The sequence below is a fragment of the Polynucleobacter sp. JS-JIR-II-50 genome (genome assembly GCF_018687895.1).
GTDB lineage: Bacteria > Pseudomonadota > Gammaproteobacteria > Burkholderiales > Burkholderiaceae > Polynucleobacter.
Genome location: NZ_CP061307.1, coordinates 870,572 through 890,529, shown reverse-complemented (window position 1 = coordinate 890,529; position 19,958 = coordinate 870,572). Strand labels below are relative to the sequence as shown.

The window sequence follows — 19,958 nt, the reverse complement described above, 5'->3', positions numbered from 1 at the left end:
CCAATTTGTTAGACTGAGCGCTGAGTATATCGAATGAGCCCGTTTCACACCCCTTCCTCTATGCCCCACAACGCCCCAGCGCCACACCTTGCCCTGAATAAGGTCTTAGTCCCAGCTTTTGCCACTTTGGTGTCACTGGTACTGATGACAGGCTGCAGCACGCCCGCCCAGCAACGTGCTGATGCAGAAATTCAGGCATTAAATGCCCAGGAGACGAAGTCAGGCCAATTGGCTACACAACCCTATTTAGGTGGTTACAGTCCAACTGATCCCCCTAGGTTGTCGGCTGATGTGGGCTATGACCCATTAAATCCAGAGTTATCAGAGACCGTTGGCGTCCCCTTCTTATCCTTCTTAATTATTGAGCCGGACCCCATCACCAAAAATGCGGTGCCTTCCGATGTAGAAAAACTCATCAAGGCACGTAAATACCAAGATGCGGTTACCCAAATCAATCTTGATCTCAAGAAGACGCCACGCAATGTGCAATTGCGTTTTGTAAAAGCGCGCTTACAAATTGAAATGCGTCAATTCGATCAAGCTAAAAAAACCTTGATTGAAATTACTCAGCAGTTTCCTGAATTGCCAGAACCTTATAACAATCTTGCAGCGATAGCTGCTAACCAAGGTCAATGGATTGAGGCGCGAGATTATTTAGAACTTGCATTAAAGCTACGTCCTAGCTATGCCATTGCCTCGGCCAATCTGGGTGAGATCTATATTCGCCTTGGCGCTCAGGCGTATGAAGATGCCGCGAAAAATGCAACACTGAATCAGCGTCAGTACTCCAACCGCGCTAAAGCACTCTTAGATGTACTGAAGCCTCCCGCAAAGCGTCCTGTTAATCGCGCCCTCAATTCCGCAGATTCTCTGCCAAGTAATAATCCATCCACTAACCTTCCAGAAAGTAGACCTAATAATGGCGAAAGTACTCTTAAAAACCAATAAGGGTGAGATCACCCTCACTCTTGATGCGGCTAAGGCACCGAAAAGTGTTGCCAACTTTTTGCAATACGTAAAAAGCGGTCATTACGATGGCACGATTTTCCACCGCGTCATTGATAACTTTATGGTGCAAGGCGGCGGCATGACTGCCGGCATGAAGCAAAAGCCAACAGGTGCAGAAATTGAAAACGAAGCTAATAATGGCCTCAAGAATGATCGCTACACTGTAGCCATGGCGCGTACCAGCGATCCTCATTCTGCAACTGCTCAATTCTTCATCAATGTGAATGACAACGATTTCTTAAACCACACTGCTTCAAATGCCCAAGGCTGGGGTTATGCGGTATTCGGCAAAGTTACTGGCGGTATGGATGTCGTTGACACTATTCGCAAAGTGAAGACTGGTAGCTCCGGCTTTCATCAAGACGTTCCTACTGAAGATGTTGTGATCGAGAAGGCTACTGTTCTCGAGGAATGATTCCGCAACACGCGAGCGCACTGCTCATATCAGACTTACACCTCACGCCGTCAATGCCCCTGACGGCGCAACGCTTTTTTGACTTCTGTGAAAAAGAAGCCCCTAAGGTTGAGGCTGTATTTATTCTGGGCGACTTATTTGAGTATTGGGTAGGTGACGATGCATCCGCATCCTCACCTTTTCAACAAGAAGTTCAGCGTGCCATCGCCAATCTTTCTGCCAAAGTAAAAACGTATTACCTACATGGCAATCGAGATTTCTTAATCGGCAAAAGCTTTATTAAGAAAACTGGTATGACATTCTTGCCAGATCCTAGCGTTGTTGAATTAGCTTCATACAAATGGGTCTTAGCCCATGGTGATGCTTTATGTACCGCAGACTTTGGCTATCAGGTATTTCGTAGTTGGGTTAGAAAACCTTGGGTGCAAAAACTCTTTTTAACCTTGCCCCTCAATTGGCGCAGAGGTGTTGCCCAATATCTACGTAGCAATAGCCATAGCCAATATCAAACACAGCAACGCTCGGCTGCAAGTCAACTCAAAATGGATGTCACGCGAGAAGCTTGTGCGGCTGTGATGAAGGATCAATCTGGAGACAGATTAATTCATGGGCATACTCACTTGCCAGCCCATCATGAAGAATCTTTAGGTACCCAGACATGGCAGCGCTGGGTTTTATCCGACTGGGATCTCGATCATCCCGAGAGCCTTCACCCTAGGGCAAGCGCCCTACTGATCGATAGCGCAGGAGTGCGCTATCTCGACCTGATTAAGCACTAAGCGCTATTAACTTCTCGGGTCTAGAAATTCAACTAAGAAACTGAGTATTTAGAAAGTGACTGCACCATCTGCGCAAAGATACGTGGATTGGCGGCCATCACTTCACCGCTTTTCAGAAAGCCCTCTTCTCCGCGATAGTTACCAATCAGTCCGCCTGCCTCAGTGATCAGCAATGCACCAGCAGCCATGTCCCATGGCTTGAGATCGCTCTCAAAAAATCCATCATAACGACCAGCTGCTACATAAGCCAAATCCAATGATGCAGCGCCCGGGCGACGCAATCCCGCGCATTGACGTGACATTTCAGCAAAGATCTTTAAATACTTTTCTAAGTCCTGGTCTTCACGATACGGAAAGCCGGTACCGAGCAAAGAATTTGCCAAGCGATCTTGCGTGGCTACACGCAAACGCCGACGATCCAAATACGCGCCCGCACCACGGGTAGCGGTGAATAATTCATCACGTGTGGGGTCATAAACGACGGCTTGTTGAGTCACGCCATTCACTGCGAGCGCAATTGAAACCGCATACTGTGGAAAGCCGTGAATGAAATTGGTTGTGCCATCTAGCGGATCAATGATCCAAACGTTTTCTGCATCTGCATTGTGTTCGCCTGTTTCTTCAGCCAAAAATCCATGGGTTGGATAGGCTTCGCTGAGCGTTTCAATGATGGCCGCTTCTGCGGCTTTGTCCACCTCGGTGACGAAATCGTTGTGTTGCTTACGGTCAACTTGCAAGCGCTCCAAATTCAAGGAAGCACGATTAATGACTGTTCCAGCGCGACGGGCGGCCTTGACGGCCACATTTAACATGGGATGCATAGTATTGATGGACAAATTAAATAAGAACAAGCTCCTTGTAATGCCTGCAAAAAGGTAAATTGCATGACAATACGAAGCTAACGGATTGATTCTAAACGATTAGCATCTATTACCCCCCATAAACCTCCCCATTGGCATTGATGAATATCGACAAATCTGAACTACTACGCTGGGTTTTAGTCGAAACCAGCCACCCAGGAAACGTGGGTTCTGCAGCTCGCGCCCTCAAAACCATGGGGTTTGGAGACCTGCGCCTCATCAACCCCAAGATTAAAGGTGTAGCAGCAAATGCGGATGCCATTGCTTTAGCCAGCGGTGCGGCAGACATTCTTGAAGGCGCCTTAGAAAGCGGTTCTTTGGCCTCTGCCGTAGAGGGTTGCTCCCTGGTTTTGGGCTTAACTAGCAGAGATCGAGAGTTTGGCCCGCCAGCCATGGACTGGGAAAGCGCAAGGAGCCTAATAGCCAATACGACATTAGGAGGGGGACAGGTTGCCCTGCTCTTTGGCCCAGAGAGAACCGGCCTGGATAATGATCATTTGGCCTTATGCACCCATAGAGTGTGGTTAGACGCCAATCCAGATTACCCATCTCTTAACCTAGCCCAGGCACTCATGGTCTGCGCCTATACCCTCAGGGAAACACTCAGCCAGCATGCAGGTGTGCGCAATGCCTTAGCAGGCCGGGAAGAAATGGCTGATTTTGCTGATCCCGCTGCAGTTGCCGCAATGGTGGAACATTGGCGCGAAGGTCTGGAGGCTATTGGCTATTTGGACCCAGCCAACCCCAAGAAACTGATGCCCCGTATTCAAGCGCTGTTTGCCCGTAGCCGCCTTCATAAAGAAGAGATTGATCTGCTGCGCGGCATTGCAAAACAGATGCTCCTGAGAAAATAAGCGCATCCCGTTAAAATCAAGCTATGTCAAATCCACTATTCGACCAAGTCGACTCCATTATTGCCAGAGACCCAGCAGCCCGCAATCGTCTCGAAGTCATTACTTGCTATCAAGGCCTGCATGCAGTTTGGTTGCATCGCATCTCTCATTTTCTGTGGAATCTTGGACTGAAATGGCTTGCTCGCGTGCTGTCCATGTTTGCACGTTTTTTCACTGGGATAGAAATTCATCCTGGCGCAAAGATTGGTCGCCGAGTATTTCTAGATCATGGACTTGGGATTGTGATTGGTGAGACCACTGAAATTGGTGATGACTGCACAATTTATCAAGGCGTTACCTTGGGCGGCACTTCGCTTTATAAGGGCGTTAAGCGCCACCCCACCCTTGGTAAAGGTGTTGTGGTTAGTGCTGGCGCAAAAGTTCTCGGTGGATTTACTGTTGGCGATGGCGCACGCGTTGGATCCAATGCGGTGGTATTAAAAGAAATTCCTGCGGGTGCAACCGCTGTTGGTATACCCGCGCGCATCCTGCATCCAGATTTACCGCAAAGTCCCGATAGCAAAACAAAAGAATACTTTTCTGCTTATGGTGTCACCCCGAATGTAGATGATCCTGTATCAATGGCCCTGAAGGGCTTAATTGATGCCACGATCGAACAGGAAGCCAAGATTGCAGCGCTAGAGAAGGCGATAGCCAAGTTAAGCAACACGCCTGCTGGCGCTGATGCTGAAGGCTCTAGCGATACCAAACGCGATCTAGATGCAATTAAGCAGTGGCTGAGAGAGTAGCGATTCTGGGTTACCCTAGGGAAATCTTGCAAAAGAAATGATGCAAAGAAAAAGGAATAGCATGCTATTCCTTTTTTTATTCAAGTTTGATTTTGAATTAATGCAGCGTACGTGGGCCAGTGCTATCACCGCCTAATGCGCCGCCTGGAAATTCTTCATCTTCATCATCGCCCTCATCATTAGGCATCCCAAATGAGAAACTTTCACCGCCTTCTGGATGACGATTTTCAATTTCATCATCAGTAGCCGCGCGAACATCTTCAACTTGAACCCAAAAACGTAGCGCCATACCAGCTAGCGGATGATTGCCATCCAACACGACCTGGCTATCCGCAACATCCGTAACGGTATAAATTAAAGGCTCATCGTCTTCAGGATCATCTACAGTCGCATCTTCATCTGCATCAGGCACACCTTCAAACTGCATTCCTACTTCTAAAGGCTCAGGGAAACGGGCGCGTGGCTCGATCTTTAACAACTCAGGATCATATTCACCAAAGGCCTCACTAGGCTCGAGCTGAATCGTTGCCTCATAACCAATATCTTGCCCATCAAGCAGAGTCTCAATTTTAGGAAAAGTGCCTTCATAACCACCGTGCAGGTATACCATCGGAGAATCAGGTTCCTCGATGACATTGTTTTGCGCATCGGTTAACTTATAGCGAAGGGATACGATAGTATTTTTTTCAATCTTCATGCGGAATTTGTCGAACATTCGTTTTTTAATCAGTTTCTAAACAGCTTTTTACTTTATGACCTCATTTTACTTGAGCAAACCCTATGAGCCACCTCAGGCTCCCTCAAAGCTCCCTTTAGGCGAGCCCTGGGCCTTATTTGGGGGTATTAGTCCAGACCAGTTCATGACGCGATACTGGCATAAAAAGCCCCTTCTCATCCGCGGGGCGATTCCGGCATTTACCCTCTCAGCCCGGGATGGAGATCCACTAGATAGCCCCATTCCCACCAAAGAGTTACTCAAATTTGCCCTGCAAGAAGAGGTAGAGGCGCGTTTGGTTAAATCCAATCCATGGAGCTTTAATAACGGACCGTTTACTAAAAGGGCCATTCCATCGATCGACAAACCCAACTGGACTTTGCTGCTTCAAGGAATGGAGGCACATCATCCAGCAGCTTCAAAAATTCTGTCTTGGTTCCGCTTTATTCCCGATGCTCGCTTAGATGACTTAATGATTAGCATTGCTGGCATTGGAGGCGGCGTTGGGCCCCACTTTGATTCTTACGACGTATTCCTAATTCAAATGTCTGGCAGAAGGCAGTGGAAAATTTCAGAACAAAAGGATCTGAGTCTCAACCCTAATCTACCGCTAAAAATTCTGCGCAACTTTAAGCCCGAACAAGAGTGGACTTTGGAACCTGGCGACATGCTGTATTTACCACCGCATGTTGCTCATGATGGCATTGCACTAGATGCGGGTTGCCAAACATGGTCTGTTGGATTTCGTTCACCCAGCTTTAAAGAGTTACTTCAAGAAGGCTTGTGGCGCTTAGCAGAATCTTTGGAGGATGTTCCCGCCTTAGAGAACAAGTTTGCAGACCCAAAACAAGGTGCAACTCATACTGCGGAGCAGTTGCCGGAAGAGCTCATCAAACAACTGACCTCAAAACTCAGAGAGCTTAAATTAGACCAAATTGATGGGTTTCTGCCGGGGATTACCGCCTACCTTTCAGAGCCCAAACAACAGGCTCTGTTTGATGCCCCCGATGAGCCGCTAAAGCCCCAAGAATTCCTTAGAAAGCTTGGGTCCAGCAAACTACTACCTCACCCACAAACCCGTATTCTGAGCCTTGGGAAACAGGTGTATTGCAATGGAGAATCTATGACCCAGGGACAAGCCCCAGATATTCTTTCGGCCTGGCAAACCCTCTCCGCCCATAAAGAGCTCAGGGCAAGTAGACTCAAACAGCTTGATCAATCCAGTCTTTATGAGGCTTATTTAGCCGGCTGGTTGGTTTTTGAACACTGAATACGGAGATGGATATAATATTTACTGGAAACTACTTAGGGACATTCCCTCGGTATATCCAAAGAACAATTACCGGTAATTGTTATTAATTTTTTAAAGGAAATTACAAATGAAGAAGTCACTCGTATTCGCTGCTATGTTAGCAATCGCCTTGGCCGCTTGCGGTAAAAAAGAAGAAGCAAAACCTGCTGAAGCTGCTGCTGCTCCAGCTGCACCTGCTGCTGAAGCTCCTGCTGCTGCTCCAGCTCCAGCTGCTCCTGCTGCTGACGCTAAGAAGTAATCTTCTTCATGAAGAAAAAAAGCCGCTGAAAAGCGGCTTTTTTATTTGCTTGAGAAAACTATTACTTCGTTAGCTGCTCCGTTAACAAAGTCAGCAATTGGTAACCAGCAGGCGTATTTTCTGGCTTGCCATCCGCATTCTGTACATAGACATTTGCAGAATTCTCACCAGTACTCTTCACAAGCACCTGATATTTTTTTGCCTTCATACCAGATTCATCTTTACTGCTAAAGAGATTGGAGAAGAAGCCTTTGGTATCACCCAAGTCTTTAGGGTTCACGTAACGAACATAGTAAACACCGCTAGAGCGATTACGATCTTCCACGGTGAAATTAGAGCGATCCAAAGCCAATCCAACATCACGCCAAGCGCGATCAAAGCCAGCGCTGAGCTCGATATAGGCTTGGTTAGTCCCTTCTTGAACAAACTTTGCTTTAGGCGTTTTTGGGCCAAGAGGCACTGCAACCATTGCTTTAGCTTGCTCTTGCGTCATGCCTAAGCGCTCCATCAAACGAGCCAAGAATGCAGCCTCTAACTCGGGATCGTTTGGACGAGCAGTCCAAATAGTAGAAATACAATTTCCAGTGGCGTCAGAGGTACATTTTTCAATCGCACCACGCTGGGTGATGTAAATCTCAGTCTCGCCCGGCTTAGATACTTCTAGGCGAGTTTTGTATTTATCACGCTCACCAGTGTCATATATAGAATCGATTGCACCGCCAATAGTTGAGCGAATCCAATCTTGCGCAATCTTTGCGCGATTTTCTGCCCAGTCTGTTTCCATGATGCCAGTTGATGGTGAATCTATCACCAACAAGAAACCATTCTCTTGCCAAAAATCTTTTACTTGTGGATAGAGCTCAGGGGCTGGTTTTTCAACAACCAACCAACGACGCTCACCATCACGCGCAATTCGCATACCAGGAATACCCGTCATGACATTGCTGCGCATCTGCGTTGATTTTTTAACAGCGGCATTATATTCAGACATCGTAGCCGTACCATCCTGAACGATGTAGCGTCGATCAGCCTGCGCCGTGATCAAGTCGGGTGGATATGACAAATTAGGACCGCGCACAGCGCCCGCGCTCTTGTAGTCAACAGTATCGTTACTAGTAACTGACTTACAAGCAGTCAATGCAGAAGAAGCAATAACGATTAAAGCCAGAATCGATAAATATCGACGGAATAGTTGGAGCAGATTCATCATAATAGGTTGGCCTGTTTTAACGCTGCCTTCAAAGGCTCGCGTAAGGAATTGCTTAAAGGTGTTAATGGCAAGCGAATACCAGCAGTAATCTTGCCCATCTCGTGTAATGCCCACTTCACTGGGATTGGGTTAGCCTCTGTGAACATGGCCTTATGGACCGCAATCAATTGGTATTGAATTTCACGGGTTCTTTTCACATCATCAGACATGGCAGCCACACAGAGCTCATGCATTAAACGCGGAGCAATATTGGCCGTGACAGAAATGTTTCCCTTACCGCCCATCAACATCAGCATGGCCGCGGTGAGATCATCACCAGAAAATACGGAGAAGTCTTGATGGCCGGCACGCTTGAGATCATTGATCAATAAGGTGCCGCGCTCTAGGCTACCTGTTGCCTCTTTAATACCGATAATGCCTGGCACACCCGCTAAACGAACCACGGTATCACCAGCTAAATCAGCAACCGTTCTACCGGGAACGTTATACAAGATCACCGGCAAATCGACTGACTCAGCAATCTTTTTAAAGTGAGCAAACATGCCATCTTGCGTTGGCTTGTTGTAATAAGGCACTACCTGCAAACTCGCATCCGCGCCAACCTGCTTAGCAAATTTGGTTAATTCAATAGCTTCAATCGTAGAGTTGCCACCGGTACCAGCAATCACTGGAATACGTCCAGCAATCTGCTCTACTGTCACGCGAATGAGCTCACAATGCTCTTCAACAGAAACTGTTGGAGACTCACCGCTAGTGCCGACAATAACAATGCCGTCAGTACCTTCAGACACATGCCAATCTAACAAGGAACGCAAGCTAGCGTAGTCCAAGCTGCCATCTTCGAACATGGGAGTCACGATAGCCGGCATACTGCCAGCGATGGGCTTTTTGCTACCTTTGGAATGAGCTGTATTTGTCACCGAATATGCACCGATTTTTAGCTGTCTTAACCCTGAAATTGTAACGGAATGCGCTGTTTTAGCTCACCTTTTACCGCGCACAGGCGCTGAACCATGGCTGGTTTGGGTTGATCTACGTAAATATCCTCATAAGCCACTACCTTAAGACCATGAAGGGAGGCAAAAGTGAGCAATTCCCCTGGATTTAAGAGGAAATTAGGGTTGGATGGCTTACCAAATTCTTCATTCCCCAGGGCGAAGGTTTCGTAGATCAAAACACCACCCTGTTGAAGCATTTTGGGCAATTGGTCTAAGTGCGGACGATAGAGGTAGTTTGTCACTACGATCGCGTTGAACTCTAAACCAATCAGGGGCCAATCAGCCTGCTCAAGATTGAGATGCTTTGGAGTGATTAACGGGTTGCCAATAGAGCCTACTACTGTGACATCTTGATCAACCGCCAAGACATCGTGACCCATGCCTGCCAATAACTCAGAGTGTCGACCTGATCCGCAAGCTAAATCCAGCACCACCCCACCCTTTGGAATGAGAGGCGCAAATCTCCTTACCCAAGGCGAGGCATTCAAAATGGCATCATGTGGGCTAGGCAAGATCAAGACTCAATCGTATGCAAGGCCCATTGCTTCGCGAACCTCGCGCATAGTTTCCTGGGCAACCTTGCGCGCTTTGTCGCAACCATCAGCAATGATGGAACGCAGCAAACTAGGGTCATCCAAATACTTCTGTGCACGCTCAAACATTGGTTGCTGCTCAGCCAAAATTGAATCGATTACTGGTTGCTTGCACTCAAGGCATCCAATACCAGCAGATTTACAGCCCTTATCAACCCATTGTTTCGTTTCTTCATTGGAGTAAACAGTGTGCAGTTGCCATACGGGGCAACGTGCCGGATCCCCTGCGTCGGTTCTGCGGACGCGCGCTGGATCGGTTGGCATCGTACGAATCTTTTTAATCACATCTTCGGGATTTTCGCGAATGCTGATGGTATTGCCATAAGACTTAGACATCTTCTGACCATCGATACCAGGCATCCGTGATGCCGTTGTGAGCAATGCTTGTGGCTCAGGCAGGATAATTTTGCGAGCACCCTCTAAAAAGCCAAAGAGCCTTTCGCGATCAGCCATCGACAAACTCTGCGCTTCTTGTAGCAACGCTTTGGCTTGCTCCAATGCCTCATCATCACCACGCTCTTGGAATGCTACTCGTAATTCCGCATACATTTTGGCGCGCTTGCTGCCTAATTTTTTAACTGCCTCTAAGGCTTTTTCTTCAAAGCCGGGCTCGCGTCCGTATAAATAATTAAAGCGACGCGCTACCTCACGAGTCATCTCTACGTGTGGTACTTGATCTTCACCAACAGGCACCAACTGTGCGCGATACATCAATATATCGGCAGCCTGCAGCAATGGATAACCTAGGAAACCATAAGTCTGGAGATCTTTTTCCTTGAGTTTCTCAATTTGATCCTTGTAGGTGGGCACCCGCTCAAGCCATCCCAATGGGGTTCCCATAGAAAGCAATAGAAAAAGCTCAGCGTGCTCAGGCACTTTGCTTTGAATAAACAAAGTCGCCTGATTGGGATCAACACCTGTTGCTAACCAATCAATCACCATATCCCACACAGACTGCTCAATAACATCCGGAGTCTCATAATGAGTAGTTAATGCATGCCAATCAGCCACAAAAAAGAAGCATGGATACTCGGACTGCAAGCGCACCCAATTCTTTAAAACACCATGGTAGTGACCCAAGTGCAGGCTACCGGTTGGTCGCATGCCAGAGAGAACGCGTTCAGCAAACATCTGTATTCTTTTTCTAAGTGGTTAAGTAATGATGGAGTTAATGGATTAATCGTTTAATGAAATGCGGACCATACTGGCGTGAGGTGGTCCGGTAAGTGCGGCAAACTGCCCAAATCTATATGACTCTCACTTGGATCATGAAAATCGGAGCCCCGAGAGGCCAAAAATCCGTATTGCTGGGCAATCTTTGCAAAAGTTTTGTACTGGTCCGGACTATGGCTACCAGTAATCACCTCAATCGCCAGGCCGCCAATATCCTTAAAGTGTTTATAGAGCTCATCCATTTGCATGGCATTGAGTCTACTGTAGCGACCAGGATGCGCAATCACCGCCACCCCACCTGCCGCCTTAATCCAGCTAACCGCATCATCGAGCTTAGCCCACTGATGAGGTACATATCCTGGCTTACCTTCAATTAAATAATTTTTAAATACATGCTCGGTATTGCGACACACACCCTGCTCCACCAAGAAACGTGCAAAGTGTGTTCTTGAAATCAAGTCATGATTGCCTGCAAAATGAAGTGCGCCTTCATAAGCGCCAGGTATACCTGCTTTGAGTAATTGTTCGGCCATGAGTTTGGCGCGATTACCTCGGCCATCACGAGTACGGCGAAGTCCTTCGATGATGCCAGTATGTTCAGCATCAATTCCAAGACCAACAATATGAATCGTCTCTCCCATCCAAGTGACAGAAATTTCTACACCAGTAAGGTAATCGATGTTTAATGCGCTAGCTGCTTCTCGAGCACGTTTCTGACCACCCAACTCATCGTGATCTGTCAGCGCCCACAAATGCACCCCATTGGCTTTAGCGCGCTCCGCTAATTGTTCGGGCGTCAAAGTGCCGTCAGAAATGACTGAATGGCAATGCAAGTCGGCATTTAGGGGTGAAAAGCTGCTCATGACCCTATTTTAGGTCAAGCTGGTATCAATTACCCGGCGCGGCGCATCTAGGTAGTCACGAGACTGCATCTCAATCAAACGGGACACGGTTCGAGAGAATTCAGCTGTAATTTGGCCCTCAGTGTACAAATCTGGGGCTGGAACCTCAGCAGATATGATGAGCTTGATCTTGTGGTCGTATAAGACGTCGATTAGCCAAATAAAGCGGCGGGCTTCATTTGTCATTCTTGGAGGCATATAAGGCACCCCAGACAGGATCACCGTATGGAACTGGTTCGCAATCTCTAGATAATCATTTTGTGAGCGTGGGCCACAACACAAAGTTTTGAAGTCGAACCAAACTACGCCATCAGCCATATGAAGCGGTCGTAATTCACGGGACTCAATATTGAGGACAGGATTACGAGCCTCTTTTTGATTACCAATTAAGGTTTGGAACATTTGACCAAGCGTTGCTTGCGTTTCCGCATTGACCGGGGTCAGATAGGCTTCGACTTGCGCCATCTGCACACGGCGGTAATCATTGCCTGCATCTACGTTCAAGACATCGAGCTTTTCTTCCAACAGCTTAATTGCAGGAATCAATCGATCTCGATGTAAACCATTCGGATAGAGCTGATCTGGACGATAGTTCGATGTCATCACAAACTGTACGCGGTCAGCAAAGAGTGCGCTGAGTAAGCGATAGAGAATCATCGCATCGGCAATGTCGTTGATGTGAAACTCATCAAAACAAATGAGGCGATAACGATTTGAAATACGCTTAGCAAGCTCATCTAGTGGATCTGACATTCCTGAGAGTTCATGCAATTCACGATGCACTTCCCGCATAAACTCATGAAAATGAATGCGGATTTTCTTTTCTAATGGTGAAGCCGCATAAAAGCAGTCCATTAAGAAAGATTTGCCACGCCCTACGCCACCCCACAAGTAAATGCCACGAGGAAGCATTGGTTTAAAAAACTTTTTCTTTAGGCTATTGCTGCGGATTTCTTTGTAAGCAATCCATTCATCTTCGCATTCCTGAAGACGCTCTACAGCACGAAGCTGCGCGGGATCACTTTGATACCCGCGCGCCTTTAACTCTTGTTGGTAAAACTCAATGGTTTTCAATTACATATTTAATGCACGTGAATCTGTCGCCAATGCTGCTTCACGCATCACTTCAGACAAACTTGGATGTGCATGACAGATACGAGCAATATCTTCTGCTGCTGCTTTGAATTCCATTGCAACCGCTGCTTCAGCAATTAAGTCAGAAGCATTGGCACCAATAATATGTACGCCAAGAATCTCATCAGTCTTAGAATCAGCTAATACCTTAATGAAACCATCAGCACGACCCATGCCTAATGCACGGCCGTTAGCAGCAAAGGGGAACTGACCTGCTTTATAAGCAATGCCTGCCTCTTTGAGTGCTTGTTCAGTTTTACCAACCCAGGCAATTTCAGGATCGGTATAGATCACCCAAGGAATGCAGTTGTAATCGATATGAGGCTTTTGACCGGCAATCACTTCAGCAACCAAGACGCCTTCGTCTTCTGCTTTGTGTGCCAACATAGGGCCGCGCACTACGTCACCAACAGCATAAACGCCTGGCGCAGCAGTAGCACAAGTGTGATCATCAATTGGAATGAAGCCACGCTCATCCACTTTGAGGCCAATCTTGTCTAAACCCAATTTATCGGTGTTAGGTACACGACCAACGGAAACAATTAAGCGCTCACATTCCAACTTAGCAGTCTTACCAGCGCTATCGGTGTAATTGACCACCACACCCTTCTTGTCGGCCTTAACATCGCTAATCTTTACTCCAGTATGAATATCTAAGCCTTGCTTAGCAAAGAGCTTTTGAGCTTCTTTAGCAATACCGATATCGCAAGCACCCAAGAATGAAGGCATTGCTTCAAGCACGGTCACTTCAGCACCAAGACGGCGCCATACAGAGCCCAACTCCAGGCCGATTACACCAGCACCGATTACGCCTAATTTCTTAGGGGCAGAGTCGAACTTCAATGCGCCTTCGTTATCGCAGATCAAGACGTTATCCACAGTAACGCCTGGGAGGTGGCGAGCTTTAGATCCTGTTGCAATGATCACATTTTTTGCAGTAACCGTTTCTTTGTCTTTGCCATCAATCTTTACTTGATAACCATCAGCGCCCTTGCCCTCGAATGAAGCGTGACCTTTCAACAAGGTGATCTTGTTTTTACGGAACAAGTACTGAATGCCACCCGTCATTTTGGTAACGATATCGTCTTTACGAGCGATCATCTTTTTAGAGTCGATGCTTACCGCACCCACTTTAATGCCATGATCTGCGGCGTGATGGCTGATCTTCTCGAACTCTTCCGAAGACGCCAACAACGCCTTAGAAGGAATACAACCCACGTTTAAGCAGGTACCGCCCAAACGTGTTTCACCTTTAGGATCATCATAGGAACTAGATTCAGCACAGGCAACCTTAAAACCAAGTTGCGCTGCACGAATTGCGGCGATGTAGCCACCAGGGCCAGCACCTATTACTACTACGTCAAAAGCTTGGCTCATGATCTTCCCTTCTTACAAATCAAGGAGAAGACGTGAAGGATCTTCTAAAGCATCCTTCATAGCAACTAAACCAAGCACAGCCTCGCGGCCGTCAATGATGCGGTGGTCATATGACAAAGCTAAGTAGTTGATTGGACGAACAACTACTTGGCCGTTTTCAACAACGGCACGATCTTTAGTTGCATGAATACCCAAAATAGCGGATTGCGGTGGGTTGATGATCGGAGTAGACAACATCGATCCGAATACGCCGCCGTTAGAGATGGAGAATGTACCGCCAGTCAACTCTTCAATCGACAATTTGCCATCGCGAGCCTTAGCACCGAACTCGGCAATTTTCTTCTCAATGTCAGCCAAATTCATTTGGTCAACGTCACGCAAAATCGGAACTACCAAGCCACGCGGTGAACTTACTGCGATACCGATATCAAAGTAACCGTGGTAAACGATGTCATTGCCATCAACAGAAGCATTCAAGAGTGGGAATTTCTTCAAAGCATGTGTTGCTGCTTTCACGAAGAAAGACATGAAGCCCAACTTCACACCATGAACTTTTTCAAACTGATCTTTGTACTTATTACGCATAGCGATTACTGGAGCCATGTTAACTTCATTGAATGTAGTCAAAATGGCGTTATTAGCTTGGGACTCAAGCAAACGCTCAGCAATACGAGCACGCAAACGACTCATTGGTACACGCTCTTCTGGGCGATCACCCATTGGAACAGGTGCGCTAGGTAATGCAGCAGATTTAGTGCCGCCTGCAGAAGCATTCAATGCATCACCTTTGGTGATACGGCCATCACGACCAGAACCGGCAACTTGACCAGCGTCGATATTTTTCTCGGCAAGAATTTTTGCAGCAGAAGGAGCGGCCGCTACGCCAGCTTTAGCAGCAGGAGCAGCTGCTTTTACTGGGGCTGCAGCAGGAGCAGCAGCTGGAGTAGGTACAGCAGGAGCAGCAGTGGCAACAGCAGTGCTGTCAATCTTTGCAATCAATTGCTCAGCAACAACAGTACCGCCGTCAGCAACGACGATTTCTGTCAAGACACCAGCGGAAGGTGCTGGAACTTCAAGAACGACTTTATCTGTTTCGATTTCAATCAAGATCTCGTCTTGACCAACAGCGTCACCCACCTTCTTTTTCCATTGCAACAAAGTCGCTTCAGCAACTGACTCGGAGAGTTGTGGAACTTTAACTTCGAAAATAGCCATGATTAATCCTGTTTATATGTATGTGTGTATGTTGAGTTATGAAGACGATTATTTCGTGATCACGTAACCTTTGAGTTTGGCAAATGCCGCATTCAGTAAAGACTTCTGCTGTTCTTGGTGGAGATGGGCATAACCACAAGCTGGTGATGCTGATGCAGGACGGCCTGCATAGCCCAACTTCATGCCATCAGACATGTTCTCCAAGATGTTGTGCTGTACAAAGAACCAGGCACCTTGGTTTTGTGGCTCGTCTTGACACCAGACTACGTCTTCCAATTTCGGATACTTCTTCATCTCAGCAGTCAATGCTTTGTGCGGGAATGGATACAGCTGCTCTAAGCGAATGATCGCTACATCAGCAATCTTCTTCTCAGCGCGCTGCTTAACCAAGTCGTAATAGACCTTGCCAGAACACATGACTAAACGAGTCACTTGCTTCGCATCGATAGAATCATCACGCTCACCAATGATGGTTTGGAAACCGCCTTTAGTGAATTCAGATAAAGGTGATGCAGCTTCTTTGTTACGCAACAATGATTTAGGAGTCATCAAGATCAGCGGCTTGCGGAACTGACGAATCATTTGACGACGCAACACATGGAAGATCTGCGCTGCAGTAGTCGGCTGAATCACTTGCATATTCGTATCGGCACATAACTGCATAAATCGCTCAAGACGAGCAGAGGAATGCTCTGGGCCTTGACCTTCGTAACCGTGAGGCAACATCATGACCAAACCATTCGCACGACCCCACTTCACCTCACCAGAGGCGATGAACTGGTCAATCACCACTTGAGCGCCGTTAGCAAAGTCACCGAACTGAGCCTCCCAAATTGTTAAGGTGTTTGGCTCTGCAGCGGCATAGCCGTATTCAAAACCCAGGACAGCCTCTTCAGAAAGAATCGAGTCAATCACCACAAATGGCGCTTGATCTTTAGTAACGTGCTGAAGAGCGACATAAGTACCGGTATCCCACTTCTCACGATTTTGCTCATGCAATACCGCATGACGGTGGGTAAAGGTGCCTCGTCCGCTATCTTCACCAGATAAACGCACTGGATAGCCGCTTGCAACCAAGGATGCGAAAGCCATGTGCTCACCCATACCCCAATCCACATTCACCTCACCACGACCCATGGCAGCACGATCGTTATAGACCTTAGCAACCAATGGATGCGCCTTGAAACCTTCTGGAATAGTGGAAATCTTCTCAGCCAAACGCTTCCACTCTGTTAATGGAATCGCTGTATCAGCTTCATCGGTCCACTTCTTATTTAAGAACGGAGACCAATCGACTGCAAACTTGCCTTTGAAGTTGCTCAGCACTGGATCGGAGGTTTGCTTACCTTCATCCATTGCAGCGCGGTACTCTTTGACCATGAGGTCACCAGTACCAGCAGGCAATACCCCTTGAGTTTCTAATTTATCTGCATACAACTTGCGTGTGCCAGGATGTGCGGCAATGATTTTGTACATCAGCGGCTGAGTCATTGCGGGCGTATCTTGCTCGTTGTGACCCAATTTACGGAAGCAGATGATGTCAACCGCAACATCCTTATGGAACTTCATGCGGAACTCAACAGCCAACTTAGTCGCCAACACTACTGCTTCAGGATCATCACCGTTTACGTGCAATACCGGGGCATCCACAATTTTCATAATGTCCGTGCAATACAAGCTTGAACGCAAGTCACGCGGATCTGAAGTTGTGAAACCAATCTGGTTGTTAATCACGATGTGCATTGTGCCGCCCGTGGAATAACCACGAACCTCTGACATTGCTAATGTTTCTTGCATCACGCCCTGACCTGCAATCGCAGCATCACCGTGAACCAACACTGGCATCACTTGCATACCCAACATATCGCCACGACGTTCCATACGGGCACGTGCAGAACCCTCAACTACTGGGTTAACGATCTCTAAATGGGATGGGTTAAATGCCAATGACAAGTGAACCGGACCGCCAGGAGTAGAAATGTCGCTTGAGAAACCTTGGTGGTATTTAACGTCACCTGCAGGCAATGTTTCTGGTCCCTTGTGCTCAAACTCAGCGAACAAGTCCTTAGGCATTTTGCCCAAGGTGTTGACCAATACGTTGAGACGACCACGGTGGGCCATACCAATCACGATCTCTTGAATACCTTTATTGCCTGAATCACGAACCAACTCATCCATACAGGCAATAAAGCTTTCGCCACCCTCGAGGGAGAAGCGCTTTTGACCAACATATTTAGCCTGGAGGTAGCGCTCTAAGCCTTCAGCAGCAGTGACGCGATCCAAGATTTGACGCTTCTCATCCACGTTAAATTGTGGGGTTGAGCGAATGGACTCTAATTTTTCTTGCCACCACTTCTTAATCTTCTGGTCGGCAATAAACATAAACTCGACACCGATCGTGCCGCAGTATGTCTCGCGCAATGCTTGGAGCAGATCGCGCAAGGACATTTCGTTTCTACCGAAGAATGTATTGCTAGTATTGAAGACGATATCCATATCGCCATCAGTAAAGCCATAGAAAGCGGGATCTAACTCAGGAATGTCCTGGCGCTCTGTTCGCTTTAATGGATCTAAGTTTGCCCAGCGATTGCCGACGTTACGGTACGCGGCAATTAACTGCTGAACAGCAACGCGTTTGCGGCCCATCTCTGAGTCAGCCGAATCAGAAATCGTTCTAATTGGACCTTGCTTAGCGCGCTCAGCAAATGAGGCAACAATAGGTGCATGGGCAATGTCAGTTCGAGATGAACCGTCTACCGCAGGAACCTGTTTCACGTTATCAAAATAATCTCGCCAATGATCAGCTACGGAAGCCGGATCGTGCAAGTAGGATTCGTAGAGTTCCTCTACGTAGGGTGCGTTTCCGCCGAAGAGATAGGAATTATCTCTCTGATCCTGCATCATGATGCTCACCTTTCATCGGGTTTCCCGAATAAAAACTGTGGTTAAAACCATTCGTTTCACGGCTCTACCGTTTAGCGAATTGATCTGTGCGAATACTGTTGCTACAGGTGTAATTTAACACGAATGACCATTGATACATAAAGGGCTTTCCCTGATTTCAAGGAATTTTGGGGTATCTCCCTATAAAAGAGAATTAATAAGAACTTTCCTACCCCGCTTTAAAGGTTTACCGACAGATTCAATTGATTTTGATTTTTATTCTCTAAATCTTCAAACAATTAAATGAAATTAAGGGAAATATGAAAACAATTACCCCAGAAACGGAATATCTCAGTACTCGCCAAAGCGCCAAGGTTTTACAGGTTTCCTTAGGCACTGTGCAAAAAATGGTGGAATTGGGTGAACTCATTGCTTGGAAAACCCGTGGCGGCCACAGACGTATATTGGCTAGCTCTTTAGAGCAACAATTACAGCGCAGGAAAAGGGCTATGCGCCAAAAGACCACTCAAAACTGTGTAGCCATGGGGATATTTAGAAGATCCGAGAATGGGCAAGAGTTATTAGAATCTATTGCCGATTGGCAGCTCAAAGTAGATATGGAAATGGCAGTGGATAGCCTGGAGGGCTTAATGAAAGCAGTTTCCATTGTCCCCGATTTAATCTTTTTAGATGCCCTCATTCCGCCTATAGAGCAAGTCCATTTAATCCATTATCTTAGTAAAAACAAGGACACACAGCGCATACCTATTCTAGTAGATGAAGGTTTCATAAAGCTACACCCTGGCGTGGTTGCCCTGGCGGACGAGAACTCTGGTGTTAAGCATTCTTTGAACGAAAGCATTAAAAAGGAGCTTGAAGACGGTTTAATTGACCTAAATCCACTGATTATCGGCTACCCCGCAACCAATCCAGAGGCTGAAGGAAGCTGGCTCCATGGCAATCGGCATGAGTTACTAGAACCCCTTTTTGTGGAAGCCTTGGCAAGGAAATGCGCTTAAAAGCCAATTGAGGTAAAAAAGAGCAAATAAAAAGGCCGCTTAAAGCGGCCTTTAGCACTAAAGCTTAGGTAAAACAAGCACTTAGATCAAATAGCTTCCACGATCTCTGCCCTCAATCCACTTTGGCGCCTTACCGCGACCAGTCCAGGTTTCGCCTGTAGATGGATTGCGGTATTTAGGAGCCACTTTACCGCCAGCGCTCTTTACGCCAGCTTTACGGCTAAATAGATCGGATGCCGTTAAGCCATATTGCTCAATAATGACTTTGGCCTTGGCAATGCCATCAGCCTTTTCATGGGCTATTGCTTCTTTAATCTGTTTATCCAGCTGCTCGCGTTGGGCTAAAAGCTCTTTATAAGAAGACATATTCTTTTCACTCTCCGAATAATAGGTTGATTTATAGGGCTTATATAAGCCATATTAGATGATGATTATATATACATTAATCAATCAGGCAATATATATTATTCAGAATAATTAACTAT

At 47.0% G+C, this 19,958-nt stretch carries 20 protein-coding genes; 8 read left to right on the top strand and 12 right to left on the bottom strand.

Annotated elements, in window-relative coordinates:
* The first annotated feature begins 33 nt into the window (after nt 1-33).
* Genes FD963_RS04645 through FD963_RS04635 form a run of 3 tightly spaced genes read left to right on the top strand, consistent with a single transcriptional unit; the run spans nt 34 to nt 2,202 of the window.
* Nucleotides 34-948 (top strand): M48 family metallopeptidase, encoded by a 915-nt coding sequence (locus FD963_RS04645; protein ID WP_215363451.1) that lies wholly within the window; start codon nt 34-36, stop codon nt 946-948.
* Nucleotides 920-1,423 (top strand): peptidylprolyl isomerase, encoded by a 504-nt coding sequence (locus FD963_RS04640; RefSeq protein WP_215363448.1) that lies wholly within the window; start codon nt 920-922, stop codon nt 1,421-1,423. The genes FD963_RS04645 and FD963_RS04640 overlap by 29 nt, the downstream gene beginning before the upstream one ends.
* A complete protein-coding gene (locus FD963_RS04635) occupies nt 1,420-2,202 on the top strand; it encodes a UDP-2,3-diacylglucosamine diphosphatase (protein ID WP_215363445.1) in 783 nt (260 codons plus the stop codon). Before FD963_RS04640 ends, FD963_RS04635 begins: the two co-directional genes overlap by 4 nt.
* Nucleotides 2,203-2,234: 32 nt before the next feature.
* On the opposite strand, the gene FD963_RS04630 is transcribed toward FD963_RS04635, so the two are convergent.
* Complete coding sequence (locus FD963_RS04630; RefSeq protein WP_072582299.1) at nt 2,235-3,023, bottom strand: inositol monophosphatase family protein; 789 nt, start codon at nt 3,021-3,023, stop codon at nt 2,235-2,237.
* Between the two features lie 140 nt (nt 3,024-3,163).
* Here FD963_RS04630 and FD963_RS04625 point away from each other — a divergent pair, with 140 nt between their 5' ends.
* Both FD963_RS04625 and cysE read left to right on the top strand, forming a co-directional pair.
* Nucleotides 3,164-3,916: an RNA methyltransferase gene (locus FD963_RS04625; RefSeq protein ID WP_215363442.1), complete on the top strand. Its 753-nt coding sequence runs from the start codon at nt 3,164-3,166 to the stop codon at nt 3,914-3,916.
* A 23-nt stretch (nt 3,917-3,939) separates the two neighbouring features.
* Complete coding sequence (gene cysE / locus FD963_RS04620; protein ID WP_215363440.1) at nt 3,940-4,704, top strand: serine O-acetyltransferase; 765 nt, start codon at nt 3,940-3,942, stop codon at nt 4,702-4,704.
* A gap of 97 nt (nt 4,705-4,801) precedes the next feature.
* On the opposite strand, the gene FD963_RS04615 is transcribed toward cysE, so the two are convergent.
* Entirely contained in the window at nt 4,802-5,401 is a 600-nt protein-coding gene (locus FD963_RS04615; protein WP_215363861.1) for a peptidylprolyl isomerase, read from the bottom strand.
* Between the two features lie 55 nt (nt 5,402-5,456).
* Here FD963_RS04615 and FD963_RS04610 point away from each other — a divergent pair, with 55 nt between their 5' ends.
* A complete protein-coding gene (locus tag FD963_RS04610) occupies nt 5,457-6,689 on the top strand; it encodes a cupin domain-containing protein (RefSeq protein WP_215363438.1) in 1,233 nt (410 codons plus the stop codon).
* 109 nt (nt 6,690-6,798) lie between these two features.
* Complete coding sequence (locus FD963_RS04605; RefSeq protein ID WP_215363436.1) at nt 6,799-6,969, top strand: hypothetical protein; 171 nt, start codon at nt 6,799-6,801, stop codon at nt 6,967-6,969.
* Nucleotides 6,970-7,030: 61 nt separating this feature from the next.
* Here FD963_RS04605 and bamC read toward each other — a convergent pair whose 3' ends face one another.
* From bamC to FD963_RS04560, 9 genes are all read right to left on the bottom strand, one after another.
* Nucleotides 7,031-8,176, bottom strand: a complete 1,146-nt coding sequence (bamC, locus tag FD963_RS04600; protein WP_215363858.1) for an outer membrane protein assembly factor BamC — start codon at nt 8,174-8,176, stop codon at nt 7,031-7,033.
* Nucleotides 8,176-9,048 carry a 4-hydroxy-tetrahydrodipicolinate synthase gene (dapA, locus tag FD963_RS04595; RefSeq protein WP_215363856.1) on the bottom strand — a complete coding sequence of 291 codons (873 nt, stop codon included), beginning with the start codon at nt 9,046-9,048 and terminating at the stop codon, nt 8,176-8,178. The genes bamC and dapA overlap by 1 nt, the downstream gene beginning before the upstream one ends.
* A gap of 77 nt (nt 9,049-9,125) precedes the next feature.
* Nucleotides 9,126-9,689 (bottom strand): bifunctional 2-polyprenyl-6-hydroxyphenol methylase/3-demethylubiquinol 3-O-methyltransferase UbiG, encoded by a 564-nt coding sequence (locus FD963_RS04590; RefSeq protein WP_215363434.1) that lies wholly within the window; start codon nt 9,687-9,689, stop codon nt 9,126-9,128.
* A 9-nt stretch (nt 9,690-9,698) separates the two neighbouring features.
* Entirely contained in the window at nt 9,699-10,901 is a 1,203-nt protein-coding gene (locus tag FD963_RS04585) for a tryptophan--tRNA ligase (protein WP_215363432.1), read from the bottom strand.
* Nucleotides 10,902-10,954: 53 nt separating this feature from the next.
* Nucleotides 10,955-11,806, bottom strand: a complete 852-nt coding sequence (locus FD963_RS04580) for a 3',5'-nucleoside bisphosphate phosphatase (protein ID WP_215363430.1) — start codon at nt 11,804-11,806, stop codon at nt 10,955-10,957.
* A gap of 9 nt (nt 11,807-11,815) precedes the next feature.
* Nucleotides 11,816-12,919, bottom strand: coding sequence for a cell division protein ZapE (zapE, locus tag FD963_RS04575; protein ID WP_215363428.1), 1,104 nt, complete (start codon nt 12,917-12,919; stop codon nt 11,816-11,818).
* Nucleotides 12,920-14,356, bottom strand: a complete 1,437-nt coding sequence (gene lpdA / locus FD963_RS04570; RefSeq protein WP_215363425.1) for a dihydrolipoyl dehydrogenase — start codon at nt 14,354-14,356, stop codon at nt 12,920-12,922. It lies immediately after the preceding gene.
* Nucleotides 14,357-14,368: 12 nt separating this feature from the next.
* Nucleotides 14,369-15,571 carry a 2-oxoglutarate dehydrogenase complex dihydrolipoyllysine-residue succinyltransferase gene (odhB, locus tag FD963_RS04565; RefSeq protein ID WP_215363422.1) on the bottom strand — a complete coding sequence of 401 codons (1,203 nt, stop codon included), beginning with the start codon at nt 15,569-15,571 and terminating at the stop codon, nt 14,369-14,371.
* Between the two features lie 48 nt (nt 15,572-15,619).
* Nucleotides 15,620-18,475: a 2-oxoglutarate dehydrogenase E1 component gene (locus FD963_RS04560; RefSeq protein WP_215363420.1), complete on the bottom strand. Its 2,856-nt coding sequence runs from the start codon at nt 18,473-18,475 to the stop codon at nt 15,620-15,622.
* A 299-nt stretch (nt 18,476-18,774) separates the two neighbouring features.
* Here FD963_RS04560 and FD963_RS04555 point away from each other — a divergent pair, with 299 nt between their 5' ends.
* Entirely contained in the window at nt 18,775-19,473 is a 699-nt protein-coding gene (locus FD963_RS04555) for an excisionase family DNA-binding protein (RefSeq protein WP_215363418.1), read from the top strand.
* A gap of 81 nt (nt 19,474-19,554) precedes the next feature.
* On the opposite strand, the gene FD963_RS04550 is transcribed toward FD963_RS04555, so the two are convergent.
* Nucleotides 19,555-19,839, bottom strand: coding sequence for an H-NS family nucleoid-associated regulatory protein (locus FD963_RS04550; protein WP_215363416.1), 285 nt, complete (start codon nt 19,837-19,839; stop codon nt 19,555-19,557).
* Nucleotides 19,840-19,958 lie beyond the last annotated feature (119 nt).

Bases quoted from the DNA above. Each gene is read 5' to 3' on its own strand.
- FD963_RS04645 (WP_215363451.1), top strand. From the start codon at position 34: ATGAGCCCGTTTCACACCCCTTCCTCTATGCCCCACAACGCCCCAGCG.
- FD963_RS04640 (WP_215363448.1), top strand. From the start codon at position 920: ATGGCGAAAGTACTCTTAAAAACCAATAAGGGTGAGATCACCCTCACT.
- FD963_RS04635 (WP_215363445.1), top strand. From the start codon at position 1,420: ATGATTCCGCAACACGCGAGCGCACTGCTCATATCAGACTTACACCTC.
- FD963_RS04630 (WP_072582299.1), bottom strand. From the start codon at position 3,023: ATGCATCCCATGTTAAATGTGGCCGTCAAGGCCGCCCGTCGCGCTGGA.
- FD963_RS04625 (WP_215363442.1), top strand. From the start codon at position 3,164: ATGAATATCGACAAATCTGAACTACTACGCTGGGTTTTAGTCGAAACC.
- cysE (WP_215363440.1), top strand. From the start codon at position 3,940: ATGTCAAATCCACTATTCGACCAAGTCGACTCCATTATTGCCAGAGAC.
- FD963_RS04615 (WP_215363861.1), bottom strand. From the start codon at position 5,401: ATGAAGATTGAAAAAAATACTATCGTATCCCTTCGCTATAAGTTAACC.
- FD963_RS04610 (WP_215363438.1), top strand. From the start codon at position 5,457: ATGACCTCATTTTACTTGAGCAAACCCTATGAGCCACCTCAGGCTCCC.
- FD963_RS04605 (WP_215363436.1), top strand. From the start codon at position 6,799: ATGAAGAAGTCACTCGTATTCGCTGCTATGTTAGCAATCGCCTTGGCC.
- bamC (WP_215363858.1), bottom strand. From the start codon at position 8,176: ATGAATCTGCTCCAACTATTCCGTCGATATTTATCGATTCTGGCTTTA.
- dapA (WP_215363856.1), bottom strand. From the start codon at position 9,048: ATGCCGGCTATCGTGACTCCCATGTTCGAAGATGGCAGCTTGGACTAC.
- FD963_RS04585 (WP_215363432.1), bottom strand. From the start codon at position 10,901: ATGTTTGCTGAACGCGTTCTCTCTGGCATGCGACCAACCGGTAGCCTG.
- FD963_RS04580 (WP_215363430.1), bottom strand. From the start codon at position 11,806: ATGAGCAGCTTTTCACCCCTAAATGCCGACTTGCATTGCCATTCAGTC.
- lpdA (WP_215363425.1), bottom strand. From the start codon at position 14,356: ATGAGCCAAGCTTTTGACGTAGTAGTAATAGGTGCTGGCCCTGGTGGC.
- odhB (WP_215363422.1), bottom strand. From the start codon at position 15,571: ATGGCTATTTTCGAAGTTAAAGTTCCACAACTCTCCGAGTCAGTTGCT.
- FD963_RS04560 (WP_215363420.1), bottom strand. From the start codon at position 18,475: ATGATGCAGGATCAGAGAGATAATTCCTATCTCTTCGGCGGAAACGCA.
- FD963_RS04555 (WP_215363418.1), top strand. From the start codon at position 18,775: ATGAAAACAATTACCCCAGAAACGGAATATCTCAGTACTCGCCAAAGC.
- FD963_RS04550 (WP_215363416.1), bottom strand. From the start codon at position 19,839: ATGTCTTCTTATAAAGAGCTTTTAGCCCAACGCGAGCAGCTGGATAAA.